The organism is Aeoliella sp. (assembly GCF_965227375.1).
In the GTDB taxonomy this organism is placed as follows: Bacteria; Planctomycetota; Planctomycetia; order Pirellulales; family Lacipirellulaceae; genus Aeoliella.
On the sequence record NZ_CBDDFX010000002.1, the window covers coordinates 3,871,663 to 3,885,084 of the forward strand.

A 13,422-nucleotide genomic window follows, 5' to 3' on the forward strand; every position below is an offset into this window, starting at 1 on the left:
TTCCCAGACCATACGATGGCAAACCCTCAGTTGCCCCTTGATGACTGTGCGCACGCGTAGGCAAACAGAGTAGACTAACTCGTCTTGTAGTCCTCGCTTGCCTGTGCATTTGAGGCTCAAAACGTCTACTTCTACGACCGCGTCCGAGTATTCATAGACTTTCTCGGGAGGAAGCGGGATGGGCTCAGCTTGGCAAGAGGATGCTGCCCTCGTCACAACGAAGAAGAACAGAAGATAAACTGAAGGTTTCATTTCTTTCTCCGAATAGGCTCAGTCGAAAGCAAAAGACTGGAATGCGTTGCTCCCCTCGGCTTCGTTTGTACTCTGAGCGAGAGAGACAAAGACCTTGGGGGGAGAATTCGTAGCAGAAACGCCACAAAGACTTAGATTGCGATACGCCCGATTGCACTATGCTACGATCGATTTCTAGCTATGGGGCTCAGAAGGCCCGGGCAGGCTAATAGCATCGCTGCATTGAGACCCCATGAGAGGGGAATGCCTGGCAATCAGCTGTAAACCGATTTCTCGACAGGCCTATCTTTAGCCAGATTGAGTCGACTTCGAACGAAGAAGGCTAGGGCAATGCAGAAGCAGATGCCGCCTCCCAAAATGATTGCATAGCGACCCGAGTCACGGAATTGCAACGCATAGGCCTGAGGTGAAACTGACATCAATGCCGTTTCCGCTTCTATTCGTACAGATTCGTCTTCTTCTTCCATGAGAGACAGCAGAGCCGGGACGGCCTCCTTCGCCTCTGGCCCAAGCTCAACCAGTAGGTCGATACTGCCAAGGGTGGTGGGTTGCGAGTCACCAAGTGCTGACTCAATTATGGTGGGGATGGCAGCAAGTCGTGCACGCCCAAGTTGATGAAACAGTAGCTTAGTTTCGTATGGATCGACTGCCTGTCCGCGAGTGAGCATTTCTGCCAGCGGAATCGCTACGTCTTCGGAATGCTCGGCTAAGGTGCGAAGCGCAATCCATCGTCTAGCGTATCTCGAATCAGGATCTTTGAGCAGCTGAAGTGCATCACTAGGTTCCATTGTTGCGCCGACAGTCCGCATTCTCTCGAGCGCCGCTTCACATGTGCGCATCAACTCTCTCGAAATTGTCTGCTCCCACGCGCGCTGAATCACCGCTGCTACTTGCTCCGAGTCTGGCGCGATCTTTGTCAGGGCATTGATTAAAAGGTCCTCCTCGTCTCGGTTTAGATTACGCTGTAATCGGTTGATCAGTGCTGGTACTGCTTCCTTTGCAGCGGGACCAATTTCTCCAAGGTACTGAGCCGCCTGCCCAGAGAGCGAAGGGCCCTGTAGGCCTGACGCCCCCATTTCCTCGGAATTAAGAGCTTCTACGAGGATCGGCACTGATTCCGTCGCTGATCCACCCAGTAGAAAAAGTGATCGCGCTGCTTCGACACGCACCAGATGTGAGGGATGGGACAGAGCGGTACGCAAGAGCTCGCGCGCCTCAGGAGTGCCAGGATCTAGCAGCGCTGCCGATCTCACCAACTTCCAAGCGGAGTCGTCTGTTTTCTCAATCGCGAAGTTGAGCTTGTCTAACTCGGGTTTTCTCAGTCTCATGAGTGCTTCTTCGCACCAGTCATTTGAGTAGAATCCCCGTGCGAATCTGGATGCAACTCGGGCCCGAATTGTTTCGATGAGAGGGATGGTTGCCTCCGGATTCGGATCGAGTTTCATCAACGCTTCGACAAGTTCGTCCAAATTTGCCGGATTCTCATGCGCCGCAGCATTCTTTAAAGCGGATTGAGCCTGTTGCTTCGATTCGTCAGATAGATCGACGTAAGATCCTAGCAAACCCAGAATCTCATAGACGTGCAATCGAACGCTACTACTGTCGACGGACTCAGAACTCTGCACATCGAGCCAATTTGAAAGTGGCTCCACTGCAGGTTCTCCGAGGAAGAACAAAGTCTGTTTAGCGTATTCCGAATTGTCGGAGTTCAATAACTCGATGAGCTCTTTGGCGATATCACGGGCCAGGTTCGAGTCCAGGTCTGAATTCAAAGCAGAGATTCCCATCTCAAGAACTGACGGAGACTTAAATCCACGGGGAAGCGTGCTGCTGGGATAGTTTGTGTTTTCGCCAAGACTGCCTATCCAGCGAATTGCTAATCTCCCTTCGCCTGAGAAGGGTTCGTGTTCTCCAGCGGTCAACTTTGTAAGGGGAAGCATAGCGGCAGCTTGAACATCGGCAGGCAGCATGGCGAAGGAACGTTGGGCAAGCCGACGGACCTCCTGGCTCTCGTGTACGCAGGCGAGTGCGAGATAGTCGATCGCTTCAGTTCCCATGGAGGTCGCGGCAAGCGTGTTTAGCCAAACGATATCTCCCTCGTCACCTTGCCTCAGACGCTCCTGCATTGCTGGCAAGCTTCCGATCCCGCATTCCTGGAGTTCGACAAGCCGCATGGCAGTCGCATATCTTACTCTGTAGTACTCATGAAAAAGAGATTTGTTAAGGTCTGGCACTAACTGGCCACCAGGCTTCCCCAGCAGTTGCACCAGCGCCGGGTAGCCTTCATCCCAAGTGAAGCGAAGCCAAGAAAGTGCCAGCAAAACGACGATAGTGCCGAAAATAGATCTCTTTACGACGCGTGATTTACCTTGCGATTTGTCTACCATCATCAAACTCTAGTTGGGAATCTGCTTAGTTTCGACCGGAGATCAGATACGTTTTAAGGAACTGCATCGGACTTCAAGTCCCACACATAGATCCGGGACAAATTACCCAATGTACCTGTAGTCATGAGTTCAGACTCAGAGAGAAACGCAACGACACCGGTCCGAAACAACCCCGTCTCGATCTTCCGCACTCGCTTACCATTCGAACAGTCCCAAACTGATACGTTATAGGAAGCTTCCGCACCTCCCGAATTCTCTAAGGGGTTTCTGCCTCTCGTTTCCTGACGCTGAAGATACACCGATTTGTCCAATACATCCGATGTCCATAGCTTCGTTCCGTCGGGGCTGAATCCCAGTCGATAAGCAAGATCGACGATCGAAAGCACTCGCTCGCCCGATTTGACATCCCAGACTGAAACCACTGACTTTGGTGTAGCATGAACAGCAAGGGCAAGTTGTTTCCCTGTAGGGCTGAAAGCAACTTGCTCGACATGCTGCCCCAAATCAATCGAGCGAATCACTCTTCCCGTTTCCACATCGCAGATCTTCACTGGCATCTCTTCAAACCAGTATGCGGCCAAGGAAACATCATCGCTGATGCACAGTTTGATGTCCTGGGTCGAAAGATTCGTTTTGTTCTCGAACCCAAGGTTTTCAAGGACCTGAGACTCGAAGTCGTTATGCGAGTCGGAAGATGAGAGTTGCGGTCCATCCACGGTGCGCAATAGTTCTCCTGTCTTCGAATCCCATGTCTTGAAGACGAGAGAATTCCTCTGAAACTCCGTAGACAATACAGTTTGGCCATCCTTCGAAAAAGCGATCTTCTCGTAACCGGATTGCGAAATACCTGCAATCCACCTCCAGTCTTTGCGCGATGTGTCATAGAGCCTTATATCGTAGGTGCCTTGTGGACCTTGAGGACTGGAAACTGATTGGGGTTGGAGCTTCGCTGCCATTTCCTCCGGTTTCGATTTCTTCTCGGCAAGTTGGGGAGTGAACATGGTCACGGCGACGAGGTCTTCGTGCATTTCAAACTGTTGGCAGTGGGTCAGATCCTCATCAATGCTACTGAGTAGCATCTGTGATTTCCGATCATAAATCGCGCCTGCAGTAGAAAGTCGATACCTATTACCGTCCTTGCCTTGTACTGTGACTCCAGCAGTGTCTCCATTGCCAACTATGATCCGCTTGCTAAATTCGACCAGGAGCCGCGTTCCGTCTCTGCCAAGCTGAATATTGCTGATGCCATCCAAGTCGCTGAGTATCTGTCGCGCGCCACTAGGGATGGCTGCTTCCTCAGGGAATAGCGAGTGAGAGCCCTCCACCCTCTGCTGAACAATTTCATCTCCCAGTGTGGTGGAGATTGGAACTGCCATTATCAGATGCAAAAGGATTCCAGCGTGAATGCACGGGTGTTGGGAGATTTTCATGAAATTCTCATTGAATGCGTTCGTTTGTCGTAGATCACCTGCGAAATCAATATCGTCGTAGATGTCACACCCTTGAAGCGGAGCTTTCCCTAAGGTGGGGGCGAGAAAATCTCTTGCAAATAACTCTCCCCCAGGTGAAAGGTACCTACGCTATATTATTGGTACCCATTCTGGGTGAGTCTACCATCGGAAAGACGATTGGATACCCTGCCATGCCAGAGTCTCAATCAGATCATTCGCCCAAGTCCGGGATCCTCTCCGAGAACGAGCTCCAGGCCTATTTGGCTCGTTGGGAAGAGGCATGGGAAAGTGATGGCCAGGAACTGTCCCCCATGGAACTCATGCCGGAAGGCTCCGAAGCTGCACGCCAATGCTTGGCTGAATCGATAGATTGCCTCAAAGCCTTTCCAAAGGTGACTGCGGGCGATTCGATTGTTGAAATTCCCAAGGAAGATGATGCCAAGTTTTTTAGTGCAGCGAATTTGGAGGGAATCGAATCCATCGGGGAAGGTGGCCAGGGACGTGTAATTCGTGCCCGCGACAAGACTCTTGATCGTGAGGTTGCGGTAAAATTCCTCAAACAACACTGGCTTTGGCGACCAGAATCTCAGGAGCGCCTAGCGCAAGAAGCCCACATCACCGGTAATCTGGAACATCCTGGTGTGATGCCTGTGTACGGTTTCGGGCGTGACGAGAAAGGACAACCTTACTATGCAATGCGTTATATTCGTGACGAGCGAACATTGGCAACTGACATAGAAATGTTGCATCAACTCGAAGACGATCAGAAACGGAATTCCGTTCTGCGCGAGCTTTTAAAGAAGTTTGTCACAGCGTGTCACACCATCGACTTTGCCCACAGTCGAAAGGTGATTCATCGAGACATCAAACCGCAGAACATCTTGCTGGGACACCACGAAGAAGTTTTCGTCGCTGACTGGGGGCTAGCAAGGTCACTCTCAAAGCAGAGTCCAGAGGATCTTTCTGCTTGCGGAAACAAAGTTGAAACACCCCAACGATTAGAAGCAGATTGGTCGCACGAAGGAAACCACCGTGGGACGCTAGACTATATGAGTCCAGAGCAGGCTACCGAGGGAGGGCGAATTGGCAAGGAATGCGATATCTTCAGTCTGGGCGCTACTCTCTATCATATCCTTACCGGAGCGCCGCCTTACGCAGGGGAATCTATCTCCCAAACTCTTGCCAAAGTCCGTGCTGCTCAGATCGACGATCCTTGCCAAGTTGCAACGAAAGTGCCCCCGGCACTAGCAGCCATTTGCCGAAAGGCCACAAGCAAGGAGCCTGCGGACCGCTATCCAAGTGCTCGGCATCTAGCTTTAGAGGTAAACTGCTGGCTGGATGGTGATCCCGTTGCGGCGTATAAGGAACCATGGCAAGACCGTGCCCACCGCTGGGTTAGCCGCCACCGGACTTTGGTAACCAATCTTGCTGGGGCGATTATCATCACCTTCATCTGCACCTCGATTGCTGCGGCGCTTCTTGACATGTCCCGACGTCGAGAAGTTGCGGCGAACCAAGAGCTGGCTGTTGCGACGGAACAGTTAAGAGCGCAGAATCTCGAACTACAGCGTCCGCGTTACACTTCTCAGATCGCACTTGCTGAGAAACTACGCCGAGAACTTGACATGGAAGGTGCAAATCGAGTTCTCGAATCGACACGTGAGAATCTTCGCGGCATCGAGTGGTATCGATTGAAGGCAGCTTGCAGACTCGCCGAATCGGTTAGCATCCCAACGGGTTCTTCCGTCTCGTATCCCTTATCCATGGCGATCACGGAGGATGGTTCGCGACTTGCAGCGGTAATGACGGATTTAGTCTCTGCCCCGAAAGCCAAGCTGCTCGTTTTCGATCTTGAAGACACACGACTGATTGCAAGTGAGCAGATCGAAGCATTCGAAGTCGATTCCCTTGCTTTTTCAGGGGAGTCGCGCGGACTGGATCTTGTCTATCTTCCGGGCAGCGTTTCCACACATTGGAAAGATTCCAGTCTCAAGCCGGCGTTAGACTCCCCTCAAAGGAACCAAGAAATCAGGAGATCATGGGAGCTGGATTCGTGGACAGAAGTGCAACCTGAAGAGGAGGACGGCACAAAGCCTGACGCGCCAAGACAGAGATTCCAGATTGGAAATCTATCTGCTGTCTCCGGCACGTTAGGTCCACAACTTCAATCAACAGGCGTTCTCACACGCATTCAGAACTATGGCATCACTTTCACTGGCCCCGAGCATAGGAAACTACCTACCGTTGTAATTTCTTCAGAGTCACCGATAGTTACTGCAGCGATCAGTGAAGATGGCTCGTTGATGGCGACGGCACACATTGATACAGGCATTCGCCTATGGTCAGTGCCTCATGGCCAGCCCTTAGGTATCTTCGCCAGTGAAGTATCGGAGCTTGAAAATCTTCAGTTCTTGCCGAATAGCAGAGGGCTTGTGTGGACCGGACGATCTCACGACCTGCCGCAAGAGTTGGCTGATAGCTTCGTTGCGGAACAAGGGATTCTGGTTGCGAAGAAATACATTCTTGACGAAGGCCCCGGCCTCATCTTGACTGAAGAAGAGTGGCCTTCTCTCGAAGACATCTCTTCTATAAAGAGGAATCGTGACGGGAAGATCCTGCTGCTTCAGCGGCGAGACGATACACTCGAAGTTTGGGATACCGATTCGGGCCACAAACTATTCGAGAATTTGGCTCCTAAATCGACTTTTCCAAAGAGTGAGCAGAGCGAAGTTCGAATCGCCCCATCCGATCTCGCCATCAACTCCGAAGGCAATTTAGCGGCAGTTGCCCTGACAAATACCGCATCACCTAGCTCTTCTGGCACAGGGCATCGAATCGAAGTCATCGATTTGCAATCCCGTGAGAGGTCAACTCACGAAGCTCTGGCAGGCCCCATAGCGTTTCACCCCATTTCAGGCCGACTCTTGGCTTGCCTTCCAAACGCTCACGGTATGGCACTACTCAATGTGAATGGCGACGATGCGGGAAGACCACAGAGCCAGCGTTCAGGATTAGCATTAGGGCAAAGCGAACACAGGACTGCAAAACTACTGTCGTATCCCCCGAATTCAAATCAACTCGTCATGGTTCCTCAAAGTCCCGCTAGCGACCAGCTGCATGTATGGCAACCAACAGGCACCGGCCAAGATGATCTAAGCATTGAACGGAATACGTGGAGGCGATACGGCGGAATTGAGAGGATTCACTATAGTCCCGACGGCTCGTTGGCTGCGCTGCTTTTTAAGACGAAAGAGGTTGCCCAAATAATCGAAACCGAAACGTGGACAGCAACTGCCCTGATTGGCATGCCAACTCATGTTATCACGGACATCGCATTTGCTGGAGATAACCATAGAGTCGCGACCGCCGGAGAATTCGGTCGCGTCATGCTTTGGGACGCAGAAACAGGAACCCACTATGCAACTCTACAGGACCGTGACAACCCCAGCACTCCCTATTGGTTTGTGCGATTTACTGACCGCGACAAGACTGTAGCCGCTGGTGCAGCGAGGGGAATTGTGTGCTGGGACTACTCACCCTAGGATGTGAATTGAAATAGGTGATATCAAGATGGCGAATACTCTATGTTGTGCGAAAGGAATTCAAATGCGTAAGCAGCAGCATGCAATCGTGCGCTGTACGCTTGCCTTAGTTCTGGCCATAACGATGCAGCCTTTTTTACGCTAGCGCAAAGTAAGTTCGATCAAGATGGCACAACTTCCCTACTTCAACTCTTGGAAGCTTGTGCAACTAGTGGGTGTAAGGTTCTTGCGCATCGAGGCGATCGGTCGCCCACTGATCTTCCCAGTGAAATCGGCGAGTTGACGCAGCTCAAGGAATTGGAGATCACCTATGCAGGGCTTGCGGTGATACCGAGCGAGATCGGCAATCTTGAGTCACTTGCTCGTCTCAACCTTCGCGGAAATCGTCTGAAGAGTTTGACACCCGAAATCGGTCAGCTGCAAGATCTCAAGGAGCTTTATCTGGCTGGCAACCAACTTGAGAAGTTGCCATCCGAAGTAGGTTCCCTTCGTAATCTACGAACACTTGACGTCGGTTCTATCTCACTTACTTCTCTGCCTGGTGAGGTCAAGCAGCTTACTTCGCTGAGGAATCTGACGCTGTTTGTAAATCCGCTTAAGACTCTGCCTGTCGGCGTCTTCGAACTCTCGAGTTTAGAGAGTCTTGCTTTCCCAAAGATTGGCTTCAAGAGCTTAAGCGGAGAGGCAGGCAAGCTATCGAAATTGAAAACCTTGTTCCTTCACGACAACTCGCTGTCAGCATTGCCATCCGAAATCGGAAACTCAAAGTCGATGGAGACACTAACGGCCCAGAACAATCAAATTAGCAGCCTACCAACGGAGACTAGTGGCCTCACCAGTCTGAGAGATCTGACGGTATCGAACAACCAGCTGACCAACCTGCCGCCCGCGATCGGAGAATTGACAGAACTCCGGCGTATTACTTTAGGCGACAACCAATTAGGCTCTCTGCCACCAGAGCTTGGGCAGCTGCGGAAGCTCAATCAGCTATATCTCAGCGGCAATAGGCTAACTGACTTGCCCGCCGAAATCGGCAAGCTCAGGCTATTGAAAAGGCTAAACTTGGAAAAAAATCTGATTTCCGACGCGGCCCTAGCGAAGCTGCACAGCCTCAAGCTACTGCGAAATCTTGACCTTCGGGGGACCAATGTCACCGCTGAAGGTGTTTCCAGGCTGGCCGAAGCACTCCCGAAGTGCAAGATTGTGAACGACTTCGATCAATGAATCCAGCAAGAGTGGCGACTTGCATGGCTGCAATAGCAACTTGGCTGCTTTCACATCGATTAGTACCACGGTAACTTCTACCTCCCCATTGATGTGAGATGTCTCCGCCACCTTTGTTGGCACACTAGGGAGGGCATCGCGCCGATATCGAGGGACATACTCGCCCGCTTTGATAACTCTTGGCTGTCGGACCCAACCACCGATGAGAACAAGAAACTCCAAACGTTTCAAAGCAGCAAGAGTACCTTCTAGCATACAGTGCTCCGGGAGGGAATCGAACCCTCGAAATCCGATTCAAGAACCGGAATGTCTTACCACTAAACGACCGGAGCGCAAGGGTGGTACCCAGACAGGGTTCGAACCTGCATAACCGGCATCTAAATGCGAGTTGTCATGCCAATTAGACGACTGGGACCAGCGGTTCAATCTAAAAAAACAGCCGAACAGGCTTTGGCCCCCAAAGGTCAGCCTGCGATCAACCTTCAATCAGCGTCGCAAGGCGACCGTTTGGGGAAGAAATCGAAGAGAATTCTCTGTAATTTCTTCTTGTCAAAATTGACGGCGCCGAGCATACACGCCACTCAAAGGTCTTGATCAAACAGCACCACTGCAAACCGTGTTCGTTCTTATTCTAGACCAGGGCCAAATGCTCTGCACTTCCTAGAAATCTTGATTCTGGCGTTGCGCCAAAGATCTTTGACTCTATCTCGACTAATGCCTAGAACCTCGGCAGCTTCATATTGGGTCATATTAGGAACTGCCGGGCCATTTTTTCCTTCAACCCAAGTCCATAGTAGATCCGCAACCTTCCGCTCTTCTTCAGGCAGTGCATCAAATGCCTCAAAAAAGCTCAGCCACATTTCGGCCTGATTCTCTTTCGCATTAGAAGTAGGGTCTTCAAGTTGCTCTGCCTGGTTTTTTCTTGTCGAGCGAAGCATATCCAAGACTTGAAATCGTATGTGCCTAGAAGCCAATCCCATGAATTCGCCAACAGTTCGAGGCTGAACATTCTCCTTTCTAAGAGCAGAACTCAATCGCAAATAAGCTTCTTGAAAAACATCACTAGCCCGCAGCCCACGATCTACCGAAACCATCTTGCCAACGATCGCTTCGGTGACTGACACAAGTCGCTCATAAGCACAATCAACGAGTTCAGTGATTGCAGCTTCATCTCCCTCGTCGACACGCCGTAGGCAGTCCTCTATATGTGCAGTAACGTTGCTAGAACGACTCATACAAAGACTTCCTGGGCTTCGCCACAATCCCGCATTTATGGAGCACCCAGCCGTATGTATTTGGCTGCGTACGCACGCCTATTCTGCAGAGCACAATACACCAGTCAGAAAGTGCCCAACTATACAAGCAGTTTCAGGTAAGTATACAACAATCCTCTGCAGCAATGTGATGGCCTGGGGGATTCCGAAAAGTTGCATTTTCCAGCGGAGGATTATTTCTCCTGCGCTGGATAGCGAACCGTAGAACGCCACGCTTGGCGACGCGATATCTAAGATGCAGGCCCAATCGAGGGGCATCAATTCGATCACACATTAGTAGCCGCAATACCGATTGTCATTGCCGCCGGGATATCTGACGACACAGCAATCTTCCGAATGCTAGGCCATCGTTACGTTGCTAGTGGATTGTGCCGGATTGCAGACTCTGTGAGTTGAAGTCGACGACCTCTGCAAGTTCGTTGGAATTCTTCCAGCGATCGGTTGCATCGACTTCGCGGAGATACAAGGATTCGTTCGCTGCAGCGCTCCTTTACACCGACCGCTCTCCGATTTGGGCAAAAACGTAGTCAATTTGGTAGCGCCAGCGGCATTTCAAGGTTTGAGATCGTGGCTCAGGACGAACCGACCGAAAGCGTCATGTGCAAATGGAGACAAATGCCACGCCCTCCTTGGCGCGCTTCGACGGTTCCGCAACCTGCTTCGCTCTGTCGGACCGAGGCGAGTTGTCGAACAATCGTGGCCGACTCAGCGTTGTCATCCACGGATCCTCTTGACAGGGTTCGGCTGCACCGACGCTTCGACGCTGACTAGCCAAGTCGGCTTCGCTCAGCGTATAAGAAGGTTTTGCCTCATGCGCTGGTGTCTTTGGCGATGGAGTGGGATGCGGCGGCGCGGCATCGCAAGACCCGCGATTCGGACGAGGACAAGCGGCGAACCTAGCGGGACTGGAGAGTGTCCATCAGCAACGGACCGTTGACTCCCAGGATGAGCGATGGCACTGAAAGAAAACCACCCGAAACGGCAACACTGCGTCCCGCAGTTCTTACTCAGACATTTCGCTGACGCGAAGGGGAAGTTCTACGTCTTGGACAAGGCGATAGAGTCCGTTTTCGAGTCGAAGCCCGGGGCTGTGATCGCGGAGTCGTGGTTCTACGACTTCGTCGATGGCAATGGCGAACCACACACATTCGAGTACATCCTTAGCGAGCACGAGTCGGTAATCGCCAACCTCATCGCGTCGATTATGAACCGGCAATCCATTGCCCATCTCACGAAAATGGACCGACTCAACATCGCCCAATTCGTCGCCGTGCTACAGTACCGGGTCCAGGCCGTGCGGCAGCGGCTGAAGAGTCTGCACGACGGCATCCAGCGCGTTCTTGAGGAGCGTGGGTTCGATGGCGGGGACGTTGCGCCGAACCTCACCGACCAGGAGCTCCAGCACGCATCGCTGGCCCAGATGCACCGTGCGATCAATAACGGAAGGGTTTTGGCCAAACGGTGGTGGATGCTCCAGCGTGCCCCGGATTTGACACCGTTCTACATCTCAGACAACCCGGTGGCCATGGTCAACTATTTGGAGCCGCGGGCGCGGATGATCGAACACCCCGGTGCCGAGATCTACCTGCCTATCAGCCGGCAGTATACTCTATACATCGTGAGCGACATGGTGGCTGCGGTCCTGTTCACCAGCATGGCCCCGGAGGCTCGGGACCAGGCCGAGGCCATGCGTACCGGCAGAGCCGACCAGCTCGCGCCGGAGAATGTCGAGCACCAGAACTCCCTGCAAGTGCAGTATGCATCTCGGTTCGTCATCTCCTCAAGGAACGACTTCAAAGTGGCCAGGGAAATGATCCAGGGGAACCCGGGCCTGAAAGAGCTACCGGGTTACACAGTGTCGTGATCGTGTGGAAAGCAAATCGACTTACGCGGGGCGCGGCCGAGCAAGGCAATAGAATTGGCGGAGACGCATTTGTCACACATTGACCAATATCAACAGGCAGGTCCCAACGCCCGTGGCTCGGCGTCCGATAGGTAGCTAACGCCGCCGTCTTTTTCGACGTTTCTGGTTCCCCTTCTTGGATGAGGTCGATTCCTCGAATTGACGCATCATGCGTTCCATGTCCTTTCGATGCCGCTCGTCGGCGTCGTCCGCAGGCTCGACAAGAGCAGGCAACTCATACGTCACGTCTCCGACCGTGATTGAGGAAAACTTCTCCGTGTACGCTCGGAGCTTGTCCATCCACTTCCGCTCCTTACACGCTCGCCAAAACTTCTGCGGTGAGGCGAAGTGATTGTCTCGTAGCCGCACAATAATTGTCTGCAGAGAAATGCCCGGATGCTCGCTGTGGTCGTATTTGTTATTTGGCTCTGCGTCCGCCGACACAACGACACTGTAGATCGTCCTTACCAACGACCAATTCACGAACTTGAAGAGCGCACCCTTTTCTCCGTCGCTCATCCTCGCCAAGATGCTCTTGATGTCTGCAAGCTGGCCTTGTCCTCCCTGCATCTCCGTTGTCGCAGCATCGACTTCATTGATTTCGTCAACTCCGAGTACAGCCTTCCCTTCGACGATCAGCAACTCGTCAGGAAACTTGCGGTTGTACGCCAGAAGGTCTACTTCACCCTTGTCGTCACCGTATGAAATGGATGTCGTGAGTTTGTATGCGGTTCTGCCCCGTCGAGACAATAGGTCGCCCAACTCCCAAAGCATTCGGCCTTCACGGCTACCGATAAGGGTTGCGGCGTGATTCTGAAGGTCTTTCGTGCGGCTCATCAACTTGAGCATGTTCCGCAACTGCTTTGAGTTCTGAATGACGGATGCACTCCAAGTAACCGTACTTCTGCCGCAGAAGAGAGGCTGCTGATACACGTCGGGCCACTTGGCACTGCGATTATACGTCAGTCGTTGAACAATCGCTTCCAGCACTACGTCCGGCAACTCGGTCAGTGATTGCATCGAGTGGAAGAATCTCGACCGCTCGACGCATTGGGTAGGTGCACATTCCCACTGCTGCTTCCCTCGCTCCGTGATCGATAGCAGAAAGCCGAAAGTGCAGCAAAAGCTCCACCGGCGAAGTGCGGCGAAGAATGTCTCGAAGTCGCCGACCGTGAACCCCACAAGTTCTTCAGCGTTGTCCAAAGGCAGCGGCTCCTTCGGCATCGCCCACTCGAACTGCTCTTTGATTCTCGGGTCGTTCACCACTGACACGTCACCCAATGCGATGTGACCGAATTCGTATCGAAATTCGATTCCGCTGAGAAGGCTGAATATCTCCCTTCCCAACTCAGCCTTCGACGCTGCGTCTGATACGACGGGCCACTTCCC

7 protein-coding genes and 1 tRNA gene are annotated in these 13,422 nt (G+C 52.4%); 3 read left to right on the plus strand and 5 right to left on the minus strand.

The window, feature by feature from the left end; genetic code table 11:
- Positions 1–506: 506 nt before the first annotated feature.
- Together ACQK2L_RS28235 and ACQK2L_RS28240 are read right to left on the minus strand one after the other, a co-directional pair.
- Entirely contained in the window at positions 507–2,642 is a 2,136-nt protein-coding gene (locus ACQK2L_RS28235) for a HEAT repeat domain-containing protein (RefSeq protein WP_425400395.1), read from the minus strand.
- A gap of 50 nt (positions 2,643–2,692) precedes the next feature.
- Positions 2,693–4,069 carry a WD40 repeat domain-containing protein gene (locus tag ACQK2L_RS28240; RefSeq protein WP_425400396.1) on the minus strand — a complete coding sequence of 459 codons (1,377 nt, stop codon included), beginning with the start codon at positions 4,067–4,069 and terminating at the stop codon, positions 2,693–2,695.
- A 212-nt stretch (positions 4,070–4,281) separates the two neighbouring features.
- On the opposite strand from ACQK2L_RS28240, the gene ACQK2L_RS28245 reads away from it, so the two are divergent.
- Positions 4,282–7,632 (plus strand): protein kinase domain-containing protein, encoded by a 3,351-nt coding sequence (locus tag ACQK2L_RS28245; RefSeq protein WP_425400397.1) that lies wholly within the window; start codon positions 4,282–4,284, stop codon positions 7,630–7,632.
- Between the two features lie 279 nt (positions 7,633–7,911).
- Positions 7,912–8,856, plus strand: a complete 945-nt coding sequence (locus ACQK2L_RS28250; protein WP_425400398.1) for a leucine-rich repeat domain-containing protein — start codon at positions 7,912–7,914, stop codon at positions 8,854–8,856.
- Positions 8,857–9,115: 259 nt separating this feature from the next.
- On the opposite strand, the gene ACQK2L_RS28255 is transcribed toward ACQK2L_RS28250, so the two are convergent.
- Positions 9,116–9,188 (minus strand) — tRNA-Lys (locus ACQK2L_RS28255).
- Between the two features lie 294 nt (positions 9,189–9,482).
- A complete protein-coding gene (locus tag ACQK2L_RS28260; protein ID WP_425400399.1) occupies positions 9,483–10,091 on the minus strand; it encodes a sigma-70 family RNA polymerase sigma factor in 609 nt (202 codons plus the stop codon).
- A gap of 991 nt (positions 10,092–11,082) precedes the next feature.
- On the opposite strand from ACQK2L_RS28260, the gene ACQK2L_RS28265 reads away from it, so the two are divergent.
- The gene (locus ACQK2L_RS28265; RefSeq protein WP_425400400.1) at positions 11,083–11,994 is read left to right on the plus strand and encodes a DUF4238 domain-containing protein; all 912 of its coding nucleotides are present in this window, start codon (positions 11,083–11,085) and stop codon (positions 11,992–11,994) included.
- 135 nt (positions 11,995–12,129) lie between these two features.
- On the opposite strand, the gene ACQK2L_RS28270 is transcribed toward ACQK2L_RS28265, so the two are convergent.
- The gene (locus ACQK2L_RS28270) at positions 12,130–13,314 is read right to left on the minus strand and encodes a hypothetical protein (protein ID WP_425400401.1); all 1,185 of its coding nucleotides are present in this window, start codon (positions 13,312–13,314) and stop codon (positions 12,130–12,132) included.
- Positions 13,315–13,422: the final 108 nt, after the last annotated feature.